Origin of the sequence: Paenibacillus sp. D2_2 (genome assembly GCF_031199965.1) — a bacterium.
GTDB lineage: Bacteria > Bacillota > Bacilli > Paenibacillales > Paenibacillaceae > Fontibacillus.
In genome coordinates, this window is record NZ_CP133605.1 from 2293358 (window position 1) to 2312974 (window position 19617).

At 47.2% G+C, this 19617-nt stretch carries 12 protein-coding genes and 5 pseudogenes; 12 read left to right on the forward strand and 5 right to left on the reverse strand.

The window, feature by feature from the left end:
- Window positions 1-5: 5 nt before the first annotated feature.
- Window positions 6-1181 carry a MalY/PatB family protein gene (locus RE628_RS11660; protein WP_309158843.1) on the reverse strand — a complete coding sequence of 392 codons (1176 nt, stop codon included), beginning with the start codon at window positions 1179-1181 and terminating at the stop codon, window positions 6-8.
- Window positions 1182-1252: 71 nt separating this feature from the next.
- A complete protein-coding gene (locus tag RE628_RS11665) occupies window positions 1253-1813 on the reverse strand; it encodes a beta-class carbonic anhydrase (RefSeq protein WP_309158844.1) in 561 nt (186 codons plus the stop codon).
- A 241-nt stretch (window positions 1814-2054) separates the two neighbouring features.
- Between RE628_RS11665 and RE628_RS11670 the strand changes: the two are divergent.
- Window positions 2055-3571, forward strand: a pseudogene (locus RE628_RS11670) (carboxypeptidase M32).
- 116 nt (window positions 3572-3687) lie between these two features.
- Here the strand turns inward: RE628_RS11670 and RE628_RS11675 are convergent.
- From RE628_RS11675 to RE628_RS11685, 3 genes are all read right to left on the reverse strand, one after another.
- On the reverse strand, window positions 3688-3909 hold the full coding sequence (locus RE628_RS11675) for a hypothetical protein (RefSeq protein WP_309158845.1): 222 nt from the start codon (window positions 3907-3909) through the stop codon (window positions 3688-3690).
- Between the two features lie 11 nt (window positions 3910-3920).
- The gene (locus RE628_RS11680) at window positions 3921-4244 is read right to left on the reverse strand and encodes an ArsR/SmtB family transcription factor (protein WP_309158846.1); all 324 of its coding nucleotides are present in this window, start codon (window positions 4242-4244) and stop codon (window positions 3921-3923) included.
- 117 nt (window positions 4245-4361) lie between these two features.
- Window positions 4362-4916: a hypothetical protein gene (locus RE628_RS11685; protein ID WP_309158847.1), complete on the reverse strand. Its 555-nt coding sequence runs from the start codon at window positions 4914-4916 to the stop codon at window positions 4362-4364.
- A 410-nt stretch (window positions 4917-5326) separates the two neighbouring features.
- Between RE628_RS11685 and RE628_RS11690 the strand changes: the two are divergent.
- The 11 genes and pseudogenes from RE628_RS11690 to hfq all read left to right on the forward strand — a co-directional run bounded on the left by RE628_RS11690 (window position 5327) and on the right by hfq (window position 19571).
- Window positions 5327-6333: pseudogene (locus tag RE628_RS11690) on the forward strand (ABC transporter substrate-binding protein).
- 27 nt (window positions 6334-6360) lie between these two features.
- Window positions 6361-7170, forward strand: coding sequence for an ABC transporter ATP-binding protein (locus tag RE628_RS11695; protein WP_309158848.1), 810 nt, complete (start codon window positions 6361-6363; stop codon window positions 7168-7170).
- Window positions 7142-7977: pseudogene (locus tag RE628_RS11700) on the forward strand (ABC transporter permease). Before RE628_RS11695 ends, RE628_RS11700 begins: the two are co-directional and overlap by 29 nt.
- 156 nt (window positions 7978-8133) lie before the next feature.
- On the forward strand, window positions 8134-9117 hold the full coding sequence (locus RE628_RS11705) for an aromatic acid exporter family protein (protein WP_309158849.1): 984 nt from the start codon (window positions 8134-8136) through the stop codon (window positions 9115-9117).
- A gap of 454 nt (window positions 9118-9571) precedes the next feature.
- Window positions 9572-10114, forward strand: a complete 543-nt coding sequence (gene cotE, locus RE628_RS11710; RefSeq protein ID WP_309158850.1) for an outer spore coat protein CotE — start codon at window positions 9572-9574, stop codon at window positions 10112-10114.
- 1046 nt (window positions 10115-11160) lie between these two features.
- Window positions 11161-11924 (forward strand): annotated as a pseudogene (locus RE628_RS11715) (hypothetical protein).
- A gap of 95 nt (window positions 11925-12019) precedes the next feature.
- Window positions 12020-14941: a DNA mismatch repair protein MutS gene (gene mutS / locus RE628_RS11720; protein WP_309158851.1), complete on the forward strand. Its 2922-nt coding sequence runs from the start codon at window positions 12020-12022 to the stop codon at window positions 14939-14941.
- Between the two features lie 509 nt (window positions 14942-15450).
- A pseudogene (mutL, locus tag RE628_RS11725) lies at window positions 15451-17546 on the forward strand (DNA mismatch repair endonuclease MutL).
- Window positions 17547-17563: 17 nt separating this feature from the next.
- Window positions 17564-18343 carry a class I SAM-dependent methyltransferase gene (locus tag RE628_RS11730; RefSeq protein WP_309158852.1) on the forward strand — a complete coding sequence of 260 codons (780 nt, stop codon included), beginning with the start codon at window positions 17564-17566 and terminating at the stop codon, window positions 18341-18343.
- Window positions 18336-19307: a tRNA (adenosine(37)-N6)-dimethylallyltransferase MiaA gene (gene miaA, locus RE628_RS11735; protein WP_309159449.1), complete on the forward strand. Its 972-nt coding sequence runs from the start codon at window positions 18336-18338 to the stop codon at window positions 19305-19307. Before RE628_RS11730 ends, miaA begins: the two co-directional genes overlap by 8 nt.
- 24 nt (window positions 19308-19331) lie before the next feature.
- Window positions 19332-19571 carry an RNA chaperone Hfq gene (gene hfq, locus RE628_RS11740; protein ID WP_193556449.1) on the forward strand — a complete coding sequence of 80 codons (240 nt, stop codon included), beginning with the start codon at window positions 19332-19334 and terminating at the stop codon, window positions 19569-19571.
- Window positions 19572-19617 lie beyond the last annotated feature (46 nt).

A 19617-nucleotide genomic window follows, 5' to 3' on the forward strand; every position in this document is an offset into this window, starting at 1 on the left:
TGCTTCTATATCATTTGTGCAATAGCATCCTTAAATTGATCTAGGGCTTTGCTGAGCAGAGCGCTAGGACAAGCCAAGTTAATACGAAGGAAGCCTGTTCCTTGTTCGCCATACAGTGAGCCTTCGTTGAAGGCAACTTTGGCTTCTTGATACATAAATTGTTTCAGAGCATCAGGGTCTAGGCCGAGCTTACGGCAATCCACCCATAGCAGGTAAGTTCCCTCCGATACAATCGTGTCCAGCATCGGGAGTTGCTCCTTGATGAACGAGACCGCATACTCCATATTGGCGCGTACATAATCGAGCAGAGCTTCCAGCCATTCTTCACTCTCGTTATAAGCAGCAATCGTAGCAGAAGGTCCGAAGAAGCTGACACCACCTACAGCCAGTGTCTGAACTTGCTTATCGAACAACCGTTTAATCTCGGGGTTCGAGATACAAGTAAATGAGGAATGAAGTCCAGGCATGTTGAAGGTTTTGGATGGCGCCAAGCAAGTAATTGTCCGTTCAGCAATCGCCTTAGATACCGTAGAGAACGGGATATGCTTCTTGTCGGCTAGTATTAAGTCACAATGGATCTCATCACAAATGACTCGGACATCATATTGCTCGCAGAGCTTCCCAAGACGCTCCAGTTCTTCGCGGTCCCAGACGCGGCCACCCGGGTTATGTGGACTGCAGAGTAGTAGTAACTTGGCACCGCCACGCATCAGACTCTCCAGATGCTCATAGTCCATTTCATAACGTCCGTTACGAAGCATTAACGGGTTCTCAGCAATAATCCGGCCGTTATTTCGAATCACATCATAGAACGGATTATATACAGGTGACTGAAGGATAACCTGGTCGCCTGGCTCAGACAATACTTGAATGGCGATACCAAGTGCGGGAACGACTCCGGGTGTATCCGTTAGCCATTCAGGTTTAATCGTCCAGTTATGTCGTCTGCTGAACCAACCGGTGATCGCATCTAGATACTCAGTAGTTCTGATCGTGTAACCGTACATTCCTAATTCAGCACGCCGTTTAACAGTCTCGATGACGGCGGGTGGACATTGGAAGTCCATGTCAGCTACCCATAGTGGCAGGACATCTGCATTGCCAAACAAACTTTCGGCTTGGTCCCATTTTAAAGAGAGTGTCCCTTTTCGTTCAAACTGCTCATCAAACTGATAAGTCATAGATTTGCTGTCTTCCTTTCTAAGCTATTAGCACTAAGCTGCAATATTTGCCTGCAAGGGTATGTCAGTTATTATTCATAACCGTTAATGACCACTTCTAATTCTCCGGTCATTGAGTCGATTAGAAAACCGTGAACGGGAACGTTAGCAGGGAGAAGTGGGTGGTTCTTTACAATGCCAACCGTATGGATGACACCTTCTTTCTCATTGTTAACTCCACGTAGCCATTTGTTCAGCTTGATACCGGAATTTTCTAATGTGCTTAGTACATCGTTGGAAATGCCTCGTTCTTGCATCGTTTCGATAACTCTATCCGAATTTATTGCAGCCATCCCGCAGCCTGTGTGCCCGACGATGAACACTTCCTCTGCTTTTAACTCATAGATAGCTACGATAAGACTCCGCATAACGCTACCGAAAGGCTGCGAAATAATCGCACCGGCATTTTTTATAATTTTGGCGTCGCCGTTCTTTAGATTCATTGCCTTAGGAAGCAGTTCCACTAATCTTGTATCCATGCAGGTGACAATAGCCAACTTCTTATCGGGAAATTTGTCGGTAATATAAGACTCATAATCCTTGTTCTCAACAAAATGGCGGTTATGCTCAAGAATAGTTTCTACACGGTTCATAGTGAACCTCCTTTCAAATTAAGCGGTGCTGTGATCTGTAGGATAGAAATAAAATTATTAATCCGCTTAAATTTTAATTATACGTCTCTAGAAAAGCATCAGCAAGAGAACGGGCGAAATAATTGAATTATGTTGCTCGTCTGTGATAATGTCATGGTGTATTCTACTTATATAGCTGGATGACATCATCTCAGATACTTAACAGATCGTGGCCAAAAATAAAAAAGAGGTGAAAAATCGGATGAATCAAAAAACAACGGAAATTTGGGAGCAATTCCAAGAGGTTCTTCGCAAAATGGCAAGCTATGGGGAAGCAGTTGCCCTGTTGCAATGGGACCTACGAACTGGAGCGCCGAAGAATGGTGCTGAAGCACGAGCTGCTACAATTGGCACGCTGGCAACAGAAAATTTCAAACTACAAACCTCCGAGGAAATGGGTGTTTACTTATCATATCTGAGTCGGCCTGAAGTGTTTGCTGAACTTGATGAGACAGACAAACGCCTCGTTAGTACCGTTCAGGAGGAGTATGATCGTAACGTAAAGATTCCTGCGCAAAAATTCCAGGAGTATATGGAGCTTGTATCGCATGCTGAGACACTATGGACCGACTTCAAGAAAAATAGCGACTTTGCTGGCTTCGAACCATATCTCACCAAGATCGTTGGAAAATTGCAGGAGATTATTGACTATTGGGGACCACGGGTACACGTTACGATACACTCTTAAATATCTATGAGCCAGACCTGACAGCCGAGAAATTGGATGAAGTATTCGGAAGACTGCGCGATCGACTCGTACCTTTAGTTCACCAAATTTCTGAGGCGTCAGAGATACCGGACACCGCTTTCCTGAACAATACATTTGCGATTGACCAGCAGCATAAATTCAGTCTGGCTATGCTGAAGGAGATGGGATATGACTTTGATGGCGGACGGGTCGACGAGACAGAGCATCCGTTCGAGACGACGATCAACCCGGGAGATGTGCGGATTACTACTCATTATTACGAGGATGATCTGACGAGTGCCTTGTTCAGCGCTCTTCATGAGGGCGGTCATGCACTCTATGAACAGAATGTGGATTCCAAGCTGAATGGTACTCCGCTAAGCCAAGGTACTTCGATGGGGATTCATGAATCGCAGTCCCGTTTCTGGGAGAATTTCATTGGACGCAGCCGTGAGTTCTGGGATCGCTATTACGGAGAACTACAGCAGCACTTCCCTGAGCAATTGAAGGGGATCTCTGTTGATCAATTCTATCGTGCCATTAACCGGGTCGAGAACTCGCTTATTCGTATTGAGGCAGATGAACTGACTTATAATCTACATGTCATCATCCGCTATGAAATTGAGAAGATGCTCTTCAATGAAGGTTTGCCGGTCAGCGAACTGCCGAAGGTATGGAATGAGAAATATCAATCCTATCTCGGAGTTACTCCGTCCAACGATGGTGAGGGAGTGCTGCAGGACGTGCACTGGTCTGGCGGTAGCTTCGGTTACTTCCCATCCTATGCGCTCGGAAATATGTATGCAGCCCAATTTGCCCATACGATCCGAAAAGAACTGCCTGAATTCGATAGCCTGGTTGCCGCTGGTAATCTGAAGCCAATCAAGGACTGGTTGACAGACAAGATTTATAAATATGGTAAGTCGCTGAAACCTGCGGAAATTATTAAGCAGGTCACTGGCGAAGATCTCAATCCAGACTATCTAGCCGATTATTTGGAACAAAAGTACAAAGAAGTTTACAAATTATAATCTCATAAAGGCTTCTAAATCATTTATATACGAAGCAAAAAGGGTACGAAAACCGTTATGGTTTTCGTACCCTTTTTTTAATTGGCATTCTGCTTTAGTAACTTCAAAGGTTTGAATTAATCGACTTCTTTGAGAGTTCTCTCAATGTTGGTTAAGCGTATGTTTATTTCTTGCATTTGTTGCTGCAGCCAATATGCGTTTTCTTTATCTATTTTTAGACGTTCGTCAGCTCGTCTTTCCGTTCGCCGAACAACTCCAATAATAAATACAATAATGGAGATAAATATTAAAATAGGAATTAGCAGTATAAATATTGATGGCCAAAAGATCTCCAACATGATCGAACTCCTTAATCTTGTTTATTTTTAAGAGTTAAACTACATACTGATTGAGCAATCAAATCCTCATTTAACTCAATACAGAAGGGGTTGAGCTCAAAATACTTCATTGCTTTGCCGTTGTCGGAAATTTCATGATGCCCATTGATAAGCTCGGCGTCCTCCAATCTTTGTAAATGTAAATAAAGTAGGGGTCTACTAATGCCTAATTCCCTTGCAAGTTGGCTTACATATTTCTTTTCGTGATGAAGTATCGCAATAATATGAAGGCGATAAGGGTTAGACAATGCCTCCAAAATTTTTAACAGTTCATCGCCAGTTAATTTGTTTTTCATATGTAATAATTTTATTACAGGTGTAATTTAAATGCAACTCCAAGAAAAAAACGGACTTTGGCTTGCTCCAAGTCCGTTTTACTATGTCTCAAGAATATTCAGATCTATCCTTATTAACTAGTCTTCAAACACAATGAATTCCTTAATGTTGTCCCGAATATAATTGCCAATGTTTTGAATGGTCGTTGGAGCGGCTTCATTGAATTGATAGGAAATGGAGCGTATGGATTCAAGCAGTTCTTGATTGAGGGCTAAATCTTCACGCGTTACATTAATCTCGTCTAAACTCCCCGGGTAATTGTACTTTTTTAGAACCGACTCTACTCTTTCGAGGATTTGTAGCATAGGATCATCCCCAAAATACTTTAATCCGGATTTGATCGAATACCAAATCTTAGGTTGTGCCATAAAATAAGCACTCCACCAATAAAATTCATCCAGCGATTCTATTGCGTGATCATAATATACGTGAAAAGAGAACAGTGACCGTTGACCTTCGGATAGATCATTATAAAATCCTTCCTTGATCGTGGAGCCATTTTCTAAAGTATGATCGGCCATTCTTTGTTTGTAAGTGCGTATTAATGGCTCAAAACAAACATTACACAGTTCTTCTTGACTCAGCGCACCTAGATCCTGTCTTTTCACTTTTGAAATTAATATATAAATCACTCTCCTCTCCATAATTATACAGTAGAAGGACAAAATGGGGGGGGTGAACCTGAGAAATAAATCCATAGGGGGATAATGGTACACGCAAACTCTAACGGACATAGCAGTCTCTTAGGGTAGTTATTTCGAACATAATAATTTTTACGGACATAGCTGGAGCTTAAAGGAGAAAAAGGCCCTTATTACAGTGGTTTACAGCTTTTGAGTATCGGTGGTGACCGTTAAAATTTGAAAACACCTAATTTTTGTGTTTAAGCGTCGCTGATGTCCGTTAGAGTGTGACGAGGAGAGCATCGCATCTTGACATATAGAGTATTACCCTCTCCATGCGCTTAACCAATTGCCCAGTTCGCGCATACACTTTAAGTATAAGCCTAATTATTTTTGTTAATGTGGAAGAGGTGAAGGGCATGTTTAAACGCAATGTGATGATGGTGATCGCACTGTTGCTCATACTGACGGCGGCATTGTCCGGCTGCGGAAGTGGCGGTGGATCGACCAAGGTGAAGATCGGTGAAGTCACGCGTTCGGTATTCTATGCGCCAGAATACGTTGCTTTGGAGAAAGGTTTCTTCAAGGATGAAGGGCTTGATGTAGATCTACAGACTACGGCAGGCGGGGATAAGACGATGACTGCTCTGTTGTCGGGGGCAGTAGATGTGGCTCTGGTCGGGCGGAAACTTCTATCTATGTGTACCAGCAAGGATCGGATGACCCTGTAATTAACTTCGCTCAATTGACCCAAACAGATGGGACCTTTCTCGTTGCTAGAGAAGCAATAAGCGATTTCGATTGGTCGAAGCTGAAGGGGAGTGTCTTCCTTGGCCAAAGAAAAGGCGGAATGCCACAGATGGCAGGTGAGTTTACGCTGAAGAAGCATGGTATCGACCCTCACGCCGATCTAGAATTGATCCAAAATATAGAGTTTGCCAACATAGCCGCTGCGTTCGCATCAGGTACGGGTCAATATGTACAATTGTTCGAACCACAAGCTTCGATATTCGAACGTGAAGGCAAGGGCCATGTTGTTGCTTCATTTGGAACGGAGAGCGGCCAGCTGCCTTATACCGTATTCATGACTAAGCAAAGTTACATGAACAAGCACAAAGATGTAGTCCAAAAGTTCACCAACGCAATCTATAAGGCACAGACCTGGGTTGGCTCCCATACGCCGGAAGAGACGGCGAAGACGATTGCGCCCTACTTCAAGGACACGGATATGGACATTCTAACAAGCTCTGTGAAGCGGTATCTCGAGCAGGGAACTTACGCCTCAACACCGGCCTTACATGAGGAAGCTTGGAACAATCTGCTCAATGTTATGGATAGTGCGGGAGAACTTAAGGAACGGGTAGAGATGGCAAAGGTGGTTAACAATGATTTTGCGGAATCTGCAGTGAAGGCTAGTTCCAAATAAATAGCCGGACGGAAGGGAGTGTGAGCGGTGGTTCCTGTCGTAGAACTGAAGGAATTGGATCATTTATATTTAACGGATCGGGAAGCGATACTTGCACTCAAGGGGATCAACCTGGCCGTTCATGCGGGTGAGTTTATTAGCCTGGTTGGCCCTAGCGGCTGCGGCAAGACCACGCTTCTATCACTAATAGCCGGACTATCGTCCCCTTCCCGGGGGCAGGTGCTTCTCCATGGCAAGCCGGTAATGGGACCAACACCTGAGATCGGATACATGCTTCAGCAGGACTATTTATTTCCTTGGCGGACGATCTTGGGCAATGCACAGCTCGGTCTTGAATTGACTGGAAGATTGAATGAACGCAGTATCCTCACGGTCATGGAGCTTCTGGAAGGCATGGGACTTGGGAATACAGCGAACCAGTATCCTCACCAGCTCTCAGGGGGTATGCGGCAGCGAGTGGCACTCGTCCGTACTTTGGCTACAGACCCGGACTTGCTGCTTCTGGATGAACCTTTCTCGGCGCTTGATTATCAGACGAAGCTTCAGCTGGAGGATCTAGTCGTTGATACGCTAAGGCAAAGGGGCAAGACTGGAATATTAGTCACGCATGATTTATCAGAGGCTATTGCGGTGAGCGACCGGGTTATTGTACTTGCTGCGAAACCTGGGAGAATGAAGAGTACTTATGATATCCCGGATAACATTCGTAAACTGCAACCTTTTTATGCCCGAGAGGAAGAAGGATTCAACGAGCTATTCCAGGAGATTTGGCGTGATCTGGAGACGTCGGATGAGAGGGGGCTGAAGGATGTCGCTCACACAAACGTTGAAGGTTAAGCATGAGAAGAAGGATTGGATTAAGGAGCAATGGCTAAGACATTGCCAGCTTAAGAGTAGGCGTCGGCGGCTCGTGCTTACTACTCAATTATCGCTTCTGTTATTATTCGTCGGGTTATGGGAATTGGCTGGTCAGTTGAAATGGATCAATGTACTGATTTTCAGTTACCCGTCCAAGATCGCCCGGCAAATTTTTAAGGATGCCTTGTCTGGAGAGCTATGGCCGCATTTGGGGATCACGGTGGCAGAGACGGCTGTTGGTTTCTTACTAGGGACGTTGATTGGAACGGCTTTGGCAGTTTTGATCTGGTGGTCCCCGTTCTTGTCCAGAGTGCTGGACCCCTATATGGTAGTGTTCAATAGTATGCCTAAGGTAGCACTAGGACCCATATTTATCGTGATGTTCGGCGCGGGCTATATGGCGATCGTCGTTACGACACTTTCTATCACAGTCATCGTTACGACTCTTGTGGTCTATAATAGCTTTAATGAGGTTGATCACAATTTGATCAAAGTGATTCGAACGTTTGGTGGCTCACGCCGAGACGTGTTCTTGAAGGCAATTCTGCCAGCTTCATTTCCTACAATCGTGTCGACCTTGAAGGTGAACGTTGGTATGGCCTGGGTAGGTGTCATCGTCGGAGAGTTTCTAGTAGCAAAAATAGGGCTGGGTATTTGATCGTCTATGGCTTCCAGGTTTTTAATTTCACCTTGGTGCTGTCTAGTCTAGTCATCATTGCCATTGTGGCAACGGCGATGTATCAACTGGTCGTATATATTGAACGCAAGCTGTTGAAGGAGCGATAAGCTCCTTCTTTTTGATACTGCCGGATTGCCCACTGCGAGCAAATCGAGTACGATGATGAAGTGAATTTGTTCGAATTTGTGTAAGTAGTAATGTAGTTTAAATTTGCACAAATATTCAAATGGTATATCTATAGTTTGTAAATGAAGGGTGATTAGATGGGATTCAGAGTAATTAAGACAGCGATCGCCACGGTACTGGCTATCATCATATCCGACGCGCTAGGTGTTGAAGGTGCAATATCCGCTGGCCTGTTGGCCATTTTGGGAGTGGATGTGACGCGAAAACGCAGCATTAGAACCGTATCGTCCCGATTCTTTGCTTCAATCTTGGGACTAATTATGGCGATTATTCTTTTCTACTTACTCGGCTTCCATATTTGGGTGCTGGCCGTCTACATCTTAATCGCTTTCCCGCTTCTTTCCCGCGCGAATTTCAAAGAAGGCATCGTCACGAGTTCTGTCGTAGTATTTCGTGTATTTGGCGGCGAGGTAATCAGCCTGAAGGTGCTGACGACACAGATCGAGCTACTATTGATCGGCCTTGGCTCCGCTATGATCGTAAATCTGTTATATATGCCGAAAGAGGAAGATAAGCTGCTCAAGATCCGTTATAAAGTGGACGGGCTATTCTCAATTATTTTTAGGCATATTGCGGCATCGCTTCGTGATCCAGAGCATCTATGGGATGGTAAAGAGCTAATTGAGGCTGGCAAATTGGTTGACGAAGGGCTAGCCTCTGCAAATCGAGGCCTCGAGAACCAGCTGATCTCGCCGAACGAGGCGTGGAATGTCTACTTCTATATGCGTAAGCAGCAATTGGATCGAATCGAAGGGATGCTTGAGATGATCTCTCTCGTCTATGAACGGATTCCACAAGGCGAAGCTGTGGCCACGCTATTTGAGCAGCTTAGTGTTGATGTAACCCAGGAGTTCTATTCGGGGCAGACGGAGGAAATGCAGAGACAGCTTGACTTGGAATTCAAAGAGATGAAGTTACCTTCATCGCGGGAAGAGTTCGAACTACGAGCCCATCTCCTGCAGCTCTCTCGTGAGCTAGCTTATTTCCTTGAGATCGCTAAGAAGGACAAGTCACGTCGTGCGGCTCAGACATCGTCTGTGGCTGATGTAGAAGAGTCTTGAGCCTTAGAAATATGTATGATCAGTTTATATTGCAGACAATAACGAACCTCTGGGGGTGCTTCAGGCACAAAATCCCAGAGGTTCGTTGTCAATTGCAGTATAAACAGAGAACAAATATTTTGAGTTACCAATACATATATATTTTTTAAGGATAATGGACGATAAAGCTTGGCTTATAGTTCATTTTCAAAAATTCCGATTTTCAGCACCGAGAAGGTTGGATGAAGCTAGGGCTTGAGGAGCGGAGCGTACGTGTTGGTACGTGAGCACCGGAAGGCCCGGGTGAATTCAAGATTCGATGTCGAGTATACTCTCAGAGTTACTTCGTGATCAAAATTGGAATTTTTGAATTACCTTATATAGGCATTCACATAATTATTTATGCTCATATATTCAACATTTGCCTATGTCCCGCATACACATGTATGGAATGATGTATGGAGGAGGTTCTAACATGTCATTGAAATATCAAAGTAGAGAGATTATAACGAAAGCGATCTGCGGAAAAGGTCGTAAGTTCTCTACCGTAACACATACCGTGACTCCGCCTCACAAGCCGTCTAGCATTCTGGGGGCCTGGATTATCAACCACCAGTATGAAGCGGTAGCAGCCGGCGACGGAATTGAAGTTATTGGTACTTACGATATCAACATCTGGTACTCCTATGATAAAAATTCGCAGACAGAAGTAGCCAAGGAAACGGTGTCCTATGTAGAGAGTATTCCGCTTAATTACCTGGATTCCAGACACCGCCCTTCAACGGTAGAGGTTACTGCGGAGGCAACGCAAGAGCCAAGTACCGTTGAGGCAAGCGTGACTGGTGACGGACGGGTATCGATTCGTGTGGAACGTGAATTCGCCGTAGAACTCGTGGCAGAGACGAAATTGAATGTTCTTGTCGTGCCTGGGAATGCAGAAGACAAAGAATATGATTTCGGATCTGACTCCGAGGATTACGAGGATTTAGATCCAGACCTCCTCGACGACGAGCTTTAGAAGAGTACTTCAAGAAGCGAGCTGCTGCATTGCAGATGGAGCCCCGAAGCTTTTGAACATTCCGTAAGTACGTATGTTCAAAATGTCAGACGTTCAGCACCAAGCAGCATTGAACTACTCTGTCAGTGCGAGTTCAAAAAGGCTGGTACCATTAAATCGCGGTCACTCATCCCTGAATAGCCTCGATTGGTTTTCTTATCAAAAGCGGACTTTTTGAACAAACTCTTTAAGAACTGTAGCAAGTTAGGTATTGGATTATAGTCTACTATATGCGGCAGGGGCGTCGTCGTCGAGGGCGGCTGCCCTCTTTTTGTTTTTATTTCGAATGAAGAAGCTAAAGCTGAGTGGGAGGTGTCATCGAAATGAACTCTAAGAAAAGTCATATCCTGCGTATTTGCATGCCCACCGGCGTATCTGCTCGGGAGATGTTCCATAAACTAGGCTCAGTAGCAGGGCCGTACCGTGTCTTGTTAGACCCAGTCGCCAATCAACGACCGTGGGGGAATGAATCAGGGAGTAGCATGAATGGGTTTGTATTCGGGCAGCCAGAGGCCTATCTGGCAGACGAGGTTGCTGAATGGTTCATAAATCACGAACTGGGACGCTTTATGAAACTTACTTCTACTGAAAGGGAACGGCGACTGATTACGGCTGGTTTACTAGCCTCCTTTGGATCTTCGAGGCCTAGCAACCAACGAACATACAAGCGTCGGTTCATAGTTAGCGTATTTCATCTCCGCGCCCTGCGTGCTATTCCGCTTGGTCGCTCAGGAATCGTCCGTTCTCCGGGACTTGGGCCGGAACAGGGCACCCCTTTATGGAGACGGCTGGAGAAGACGGCGATCCGGGCGTTGTATGCATTTGGACTTGATATGGGGGAAGTGATTATCGACGCAGGCGAGGAGGGGCTGTATTCAGTTGAGGAAGTTTCTCCGACACCTGATTTTACCGATGCAGCTACAGCTCAACTTTACGCGGATGCTATGGCGGAACATTTGGGTCGGCTAGATCAGTTTTCTAGCGAAGAGACAGAAGTGCTCATTGGGATGGACCCGGAATTTCTGCTCTTTAATCGTAGTTCGGGGAAGGTAGTACCTGCTTCTCGGTTCCTAAGCCATCACGGGGAAGCAGGCTGTGATGTGTTGCGCTTCCAGGGACGCAGACTGCTGCCGCTGGCAGAGCTCCGCCCAGCGCCAGGACGAGATCCGGATGAGATTGTTCGTCATCTGCTGCATGCTTTTCGAACGGCCAATACTTATATTTCTGACCGGAATCTACTCTGGCAGGCTGGGGGATGCCGCAGCGCGGCTTTCCGTTAGGAGGACACGTTCATTTCAGCGGAATTCCACTGACAAGTGAACTACTCCGCGTTCTAGATAATTACTTGGCGCTACCCGTCTTTATGCTAGAAGACAGTAGAAGCTTTCGTCGAAGGCCAAACTACGGATTTTTGGGTGATTACCGAATTAAGAGCTATGGTGGATTCGAGTATCGTACTTTGCCAAGCTTCCTCATCTCACCGTTAGTCACCAAAGGAGTCATCGCTCTGGCTAAGCTGATTGTAGAAGACCCAGGACATTTCAAGCGCAGACCCATGCAGGATGATGAGGTGTTCCGTGCTTTTTATAGCGGTCATCCAGAGCGGATCCGGCAGTTCATACTTCCTCTATTGTCAGATATAGTGCAGTCCGATGGCTATAGCCGTTATGAGAAATATTTGGATCCCTTTCTAGAAGCGGTTAAGTCAGGGCTGACTTGGGATGAATCCACCGATATTAGGGGGCCCTGGAAAATACAAAACAACTCGTAAGCCTCCATTCCTTTCTGTTATAATAGACTTCTAGTGTGAGTTCATACCGGACTTATAGAATGTCTTTTTATGAAATGGTAATTTGGAGGTTTCTCATGGCTAACTATACGCCGATGATTCAACAATATTTGAGTGTGAAGGCTCAGGCGAAGGATTCCTTTCTGTTTTTTCGTTTGGGCGATTTTTATGAAATGTTTTTTGATGACGCGATTCTGGCATCCAAGGAGCTGGAGATTACGTTAACTGGCCGAGACGGTGGCACTTCTGAGAAGATCCCAATGTGTGGTGTTCCCTATCATTCGGCTGAAGGCTATATCCAGCGTCTGATTGAAAAAGGGTATAAAGTGGCGATTTGCGAGCAAGTCGAAGATCCTGCCACGGCCAAAGGCGTCGTCCGTCGCGAGATTGTACGTGTTGTCACCCCTGGTACGATTATGGAAGGCAAGACGATAGCAGAGCATACGAATAACTACATACTCTGCGTTACTGAACAAGGTGGCAACATGGCGCTGGTCGTCTGCGATCTCTCGACAGGAGAGCTCTACGTGACCTCGTCTCCCGCGAACAAAGAATGGCTGCGTGATGAGATCGAGTTGTATGATCCGTCCGAGATCATCGGTGATGCAGAGCTGCTTGCATGGATTAAGAGCCAGGCATCCACGCTTGGGAAGCCGGTAGTGTATACCCCTTGGGATAGAGGGAAGGAAGAGACGGGACGCAGGCAATTCGGCGAGGCGACGTGGCTGAGACTCGAACCAGAGCGTCAGCATGGCATTTCTCTGCTAGTCGGATATCTGAGTGAGACTCAGAAGCGCTCCCTAGGACAGCTTACGAAGATTTCTTCCTATGAACCGGAGCAGTATATGATCCTGGATCCGTTTACCCGTCGGAATCTCGAACTCGTTGAGACGGTGCGGGAACGCTCTAAGAAAGGTTCATTACTATGGTTGCTTGATAAGACTGAGACGTCGATGGGTGCGCGCCTGCTGCGCCGCTGGGTCGATAAACCGCTGCTGCAAAAGAGCAGGATCGAGGAGCGACTGGAGGCGGTAGATGCGCTGCATCGTGACTTCATATTACGGGAGGATCTTCGCATCTTGCTCGGGGAGATCTACGATCTGGAGCGTCTTACTGGACGGATTGCCTTTGGCAGCGCAAACGGACGGGATTTGATTGCCCTTAAGGCTTCTCTGAATCAAGCACCGGCGTTGAAGCAACTGTGTGAATCATCAACATCTAACACTCTGCGAAAAATAGCTACCAGCATAGATATATGCCAAGACTTAGCTGAAATCATCGAGACATTGATTGCGGACGAGCCTCCGATATCATTGCGTGATGGTAGCGTGATTAAGAAGGGCTTCCATACTCATTTGGACGAGCTACGAGAAGCAGGTGCGAACGGGAAACGCTGGATTGCTGAGTTAGAAGCATCAGAGCGGAGATTGACAGGGATCAAGTCGCTGAAGATCGGTTATAACAAAGTATTCGGCTACTACATCGAAGTGACTAAATCAAATCTGTCTATGCTTCCGGAGGGGCGTTATGAACGGAAGCAGACGTTGGCGAATGCCGAGCGGTATGTGACGCCTGAACTGAAGGAGAAAGAACGTCTCATTCTAGAAGCAGAAGAGCAAATGGTCGATCTGGAGTATGCGTTGTTCCAGGAAGTTCGTGAGAAGATCGCTACTCAGATTACTAGACTGCAGTTACTGGCGGAGAAAATCGCTGAGATCGATGTATATCGTTCACTGGCTATCGTTGCATCAGATGGGAAGTTCGTCCGCCCAGTTCTTAGTGACGGCTTCGACATGGTCATTGAACAAGGCCGTCATCCTGTGGTGGAATCGGTAATGAATGATGCAGCCTTTATTGCTAATGCAACCGATCTACGCAAGGATGAAGCAAGCATTCTATTGATTACCGGCCCTAATATGGCTGGGAAGAGTACGTATATGCGCCAGGTTGCGCTTATTTCCATCTTGGCGCAAATAGGCAGCTTCGTACCGGCGGGGAAAGCGGAAATACCACTGGTTGACCGTATATTTACGCGGATCGGAGCGGCGGATGACTTGATCGGCGGGCAGAGCACGTTCATGGTTGAGATGGCCGACATTCAGATCATGACGGATAAAGCGACTCCGCGCAGTTTAATTATTATTGACGAATTGGGGCGCGGTACATCGACAAGTGAAGGCATGGCAATCGCTCAGGCCGTGATCGAATATGTCCATGATTATATCGGTTGTAAGGCGCTCGTCTCTACGCACTTCCATGAGCTGGCCCGACTAGAGAATAGCCTCTCGAATCTCCGGAATTACAGCATGGCTGTACAGGAGAGCGGGGATAAGGTGCACTTCCTACGCAAGCTGATCCCGGGTGCTGCAGATTCTAGTTACGGGATCTACTGTGCTCGCCTGGCGGGGCTGCCGGAAGGGATTATTGATCGTGCGTATGGTTTATTGCAGGGCTTTGATCTGTCGGCATCAGAAGCGGCTGTAGCTCGTCAGGAAGCTCATGTATCGGTAAATGGAGGTAATGATGGCAATGATGGCAATGATGCTAGTTCTGGCATGAGCCATCAACATACATCTGAAAATGTGAAGAACGTGGCTTCGAGCCAGCAGGCCACTACGGACAGAGTTGGAGCTGACTCCAATGTGGGTGAAGCTAGTGAGGGTTATACTGCACTGCAAGGCACGGAAACCGGTGGAACTAGTCAGCCTGAAGGGTTTGTTACAAGTAGAGGAACAGGAAGCTTGGGTGCCTCTATGGGTACTGTCGATACTGATGTTCCTACTGGTGTTCAGGATGCTGCTGGGGAAGTTGTTCAGCTATCGATGTTCGAGGATGATCTACCCGATCCAAGGCATGGTAAGCAAGCGCCTGCTGTTCAGCAACCGGCTGCGTTGAAGCAGATGGTAAGCATGGTGAAACATGCCGACCTGATGAACATGACTCCGATTCAAGCGATGCAGTTGATTAATGAGTTGAAGATGAAAGCAAATGAACTGTGATCAGTCTTCTATGTTACTCTAACGAAACTACAGATCGCTATTATCGTAAAAACAGTGATTAAATAAATTTAACGAAACTACAGATCGTTATTTGGCAGAAATCAAGGCTTTGAGCTGCAAATTTGCTTAAATAACGGTACCTAGTTTCGTTACAAGTTTTAGTACACCTTTTTTGGCTAAATAGCGATATCCAGTTTCGTTATGATAGATTAATTAAGCGAGGGATACTCGATAATAGTCACAGGTTAACCATGACGATCAAATAAGTGCATAACATACATTTATAAATCTAAAGTAATCGATTATTTCGGTAGTAATTGTAATTTGTACACTTAAAATCGCGCTTGTTCGTAGAATCCGTGAAACGAATGTTTTAAGTGTACGGTATACAATTAAAATGGTGTTTAGAATGCTCGTTACTTATTTAGTTGTACTTTTACAGTTAGGTTGAACACTTTATTGAAAACATGAAGCATCATGATGATGGATTGACTGAGGGGGAATGAACAATGGCTAAGATTGTTGTCTTGGATGAGCATATCGCCAACCAAATCGCCGCGGGTGAAGTGGTTGAACGGCCAGCCTCTGTGGTGAAGGAGCTTGTAGAGAATGCAATTGATGCTGGTGCTACGAGCATTGAGGTACAGGCTGAAGAAGGGGGATTGTCCCTCATTCGGGTCACCGATAATGGCTCAGGTATCGAACCTGATGATTGTGAGACGGCGTTTTACCGCCATGCGACGAGTAAGCTTCTGCAGGGCCGGGATTTGTTTCAAATCCGCAGCCTTGGCTTCCGCGGCGAGGCACTCCCGAGTATCGCCGCTGTGGCTAAGGTAAGGCTAGTTACTGCGAATAGCGATCAGGGCTTGGGGCGAGCTATTGAGATCGAGGGCGGGAATTTGAAGCTGAATGAAGAAATCGCTGCCCCTCAAGGTACAGATATCACCATTAAGGAATTGTTCTATAATACTCCGGCAAGGCTGAAATATATGAAGACGATTCAGACCGAACTTGGTCATATCTCTGATGTTATGTATCGTCAGGCGCTCTCCCATCCAGAGATCGCGTTTACGTTCCGACACAATGGAAATACGTTACTGCAAAGTCAGGGTGGTGGAGATCTGCTACAGGTTATCGCAGCGATTTATGGAGTGAACACCTCCAAGGGAATGGTGGCGATCGAGGCGGAGAACCTGGATTATCGCATATCCGGTTATATCGGCCTGCCAGAGATGACGCGCTCGAACCGAAGCGGGATGTCGACGATTGTTAACGGAAGGTATATCCGTAATCAGGGCCTGCACCAGGCGATACTTCGCGCTTATCATACATTGTTGCCGATCAACCGCTATCCGCTCATCGTCCTGACGCTGGACATGCATCCCTCGCTGGTTGATGTCAATGTGCATCCGGCCAAGCTGGAGGTCAGGTTTAGTAAGGAGCCGGAGTTGAACGGCTTCGTCGAGGAGAGCATCCGTGCCTTGCTGTCCGAGCAGGTTCTAATTCCTCAGGTGGTGAAGCAGAACATTGGTAGGGGCAGCACGAAGGCTGTGATTCAAGAGCAGTTCCATTTCACGCGTCCTGAGGTGACGAAGGACGTGGAGGATGGCAGCCGTCTCGTGGCTGCCGATAGTACAGCCGCCCGTGAAGTGACGGGCGGCATCGACAATGCGGCAGCCGCTCGCGAGCAAGCGGCTGCTGGCCGGGAAGCCGCACCAGCCTCCGGCGGTGCGGCAGGGCCTGGTGCAGGCGCTGGCTACAGCGCGCCTGCCGGGGCAGCGCAGCCGCGTACGCGCTGCGCGAACAAGCCGCGGGCGGCTACGCCAGTGGCAGCGGCGGCGGTATTACCGCCGCTGCGTCCAGCCGCCGCCCGGCGGCATCCGGCGCGTACGCAGAGCGCGCGCCAGGAGCGGCCAGCCCGGGCAGCTATGCCCCGGGCGGCCGAGGGCAAGCCGCGCCAGCTGTAAGTGGCGCGGCGTCGCAGGCGCTGTACGGCGCTCCGCAGGAAGCGCCGGAGCTGCCGGCCTTCCCTGAGCTGGAGCTGATCGGCCAGCATCACGGCACTTACTTGATTGCTCAAAATCAAGATGGCCTGTACTTAATCGACCAGCATGCGGCACATGAGCGTGTGAATTATGAATATTACTATGAGAAATTTGGACACCCTGCGGACGCTTCTCAAGAGTTGCTGCTGCCGATTACCCTTGAATTTACACCGTCTGACAGTGAAAAGCTGAAGGAGAGATTATCCTGGTTCGAGAGGGTCGGGGTCATCCTTGAGCATTTTGGCGGAGGTACCTTCCGTGTTGTATCACACCCTTACTGGTTCCCAAGTGGCGAGGAAGCCTCGATCATTGAGGAAATGGCGGAATGGGTGCTAAGTGAACGTGCAATTGACCTCTCCAAACTACGGGAGAAATCATCTACCTTGGTCTCCTGCAAAGCGTCGATCAAAGCGAATCAGAAGCTGACGATGGAGGAGTCCGATACATTATTGCAGCGTCTTGCTGCCTGCAAGCAGCCTTATACTTGTCCACACGGACGGCCGATCATTATTTCTTTCACAAATTATGATCTGGAGAAATTGTTCAAGCGAGTTATGTGAACGGAGGAATTCATGTTTTGATTATAACAACAGGAGATCACAGCGCTGCGGAACCAGTACAGCGTGCAATGGCACTCTCGAAGAAGTCAGGGGCTAGATTCGTTCCAAGAAATCGAACGTCATTGTCTAAATTGGCCCAGCGTTACGGAGATGACGATATTCTCGTTATTCTGGAGGGAGGTGCGCGGCTGCATCGGACTGGAGCGGAGCCACTTACCTTTCATCCTAGTATGGCTTTCGTCCGGGCGAAGCGACTGCTTCGTGGCGAACCGGACACGATGCTTGAAGCAGCAGGCGTACGCCCAGGCGATACAATTATCGATTGTACGGCTGGACTAGGTGCCGATTCTTCAGTATTTTCGCTCGGTGCCGGGCCTTCCGGAAGGGTGATCGCTCTGGAGGATTCCTTATCCTTGTGGGCATTGCTTACCGAAGGGCTCTCCTACTATGAGTCGGGAGTAACAGAATATGACGAGGCGCTCCGGAGGATCGAGACCGAGCATGTCCATCATTTGCAGGCACTCAAGGGGATGCCTGATAATAGTGCGGATATTGTGTATTTCGATCCAATGTTTCGCGATCCGATTACGGAGTCGTCAGCGATCTCCCCGCTCCGTACTTTTGCTAACAATGAGGGGCTGAGCCTGGAGACGATCGAGGAGGCATGCCGAGTTGCCCGCAGAAGCGTTGTGCTTAAGGAGAAGAAGGGAAGCGAAGAGTTTGCAAGACTTGGCTTTCAGGAGGTTGGACGTTCTCACACCAAAATTGTTTACGGAGTGATTTCACTTGATGATTAACGATAAACCGAACTTGCTCGTGTTGGTCGGCCCGACAGCGGTTGGCAAGACGAAGCTGAGCATTGAAATCGCAAAGGCATTTTCTTGTGAGATTATTTCCGGCGATTCTATGCAGGTATACCGCGGCATGGATATCGGCACGGCTAAAATACAGTCTTCCGAAATGGAAGGAATCCCCCATCATCTGATCGATGTGCTGGGTCCGGATGAACCGTTCTCGGTAGCCCAATTTCAAGATAGTTGCAGACGGTTGATCCCCGAGATTGGGGAACGTGGCAAATTGCCCTTCATTGTCGGAGGGACAGGCCTGTATGTGGAGTCGGTATGCTATGAGTATCAATTCACGGATACAGGCGCAGACGAAGAGTTCCGCTCCCGGATGCAGACAATAGCTGATGAGGAAGGCAATGAAGCACTGCACGCCCGATTGGCTCTCGTTGACCCCAAATCCGCAGAGAGATTGCATCCTAATGATGTGCGTCGGATCATCCGAGCTCTGGAGATTTATCACCTGAGCGGAACGACATTATCCTCTCAGTTGGATTCTCAGAATAAGCAGTCTCCATACAACTTATGTATCATCGGTTTGACAATGGACCGTCAAATGCTTTATAACCGTATTGAGCAGCGAATCGATGAGATGATGGATGCCGGACTTGTGGATGAGGTCAGAAATATGCTCGGGCAGGGATTTACCCGGGACCTTATTTCTATGCAGGGCTTAGGCTATAAGGAGATCGTAGAGCATTTAGAAGATGGAGTTCCCCTGGATGATGCTGTGATCAAGCTGAAGCGGGATACGAGACGATTCGCCAAGAGACAGCTCTCTTGGTTTCGGCATATGAAGGATATTTCCTGGGTAGATGTGACCGATCATAAAAATTTTTCCGGGAATTTAGAGGCTGTACGTGCTATAATAGCAGGAAAGTTTCAATCGAATCTTGAATATAAATCTAAATACTAATTGATCCTATTGGGGGTACGACGAATGAACAAATCCATTAACATCCAAGATACATTTTTAAATCAGCTTCGCAAAGAGAATATACCAGTTACCGTATTTTTGACCAACGGCTTTCAAATTCGCGGAACGATCAAAGCTTTCGATAACTTTACGATCGTAATTGACAGCGATGGACGCCAGCAAATGGTGTACAAGCACGCCATTTCTACCTTCCAACCACAGCGTAATGTATCCCTGATGCAGGAGTCTGCTGGCGAGGTATAATTTGGGGGTTTGAAACTTTTTGATCTTCAGTACGTTTAATGGTATA

What these genes read in the sequence shown, in the direction of transcription:
- RE628_RS11660 (WP_309158843.1), bottom strand. Translation starts at nt 1,181, where the DNA reads ATGACTTATCAGTTTGATGAGCAGTTTGAACGAAAAGGGACACTCTCT.
- RE628_RS11665 (WP_309158844.1), bottom strand. Translation starts at nt 1,813, where the DNA reads ATGAACCGTGTAGAAACTATTCTTGAGCATAACCGCCATTTTGTTGAG.
- RE628_RS11675 (WP_309158845.1), bottom strand. Translation starts at nt 3,909, where the DNA reads ATGTTGGAGATCTTTTGGCCATCAATATTTATACTGCTAATTCCTATT.
- RE628_RS11680 (WP_309158846.1), bottom strand. Translation starts at nt 4,244, where the DNA reads ATGAAAAACAAATTAACTGGCGATGAACTGTTAAAAATTTTGGAGGCA.
- RE628_RS11705 (WP_309158849.1), top strand. Translation starts at nt 8,134, where the DNA reads ATGGGATTCAGAGTAATTAAGACAGCGATCGCCACGGTACTGGCTATC.
- cotE (WP_309158850.1), top strand. Translation starts at nt 9,572, where the DNA reads ATGTCATTGAAATATCAAAGTAGAGAGATTATAACGAAAGCGATCTGC.
- mutS (WP_309158851.1), top strand. Translation starts at nt 12,020, where the DNA reads ATGGCTAACTATACGCCGATGATTCAACAATATTTGAGTGTGAAGGCT.
- miaA (WP_309159449.1), top strand. Translation starts at nt 18,336, where the DNA reads ATGATTAACGATAAACCGAACTTGCTCGTGTTGGTCGGCCCGACAGCG.
- hfq (WP_193556449.1), top strand. Translation starts at nt 19,332, where the DNA reads ATGAACAAATCCATTAACATCCAAGATACATTTTTAAATCAGCTTCGC.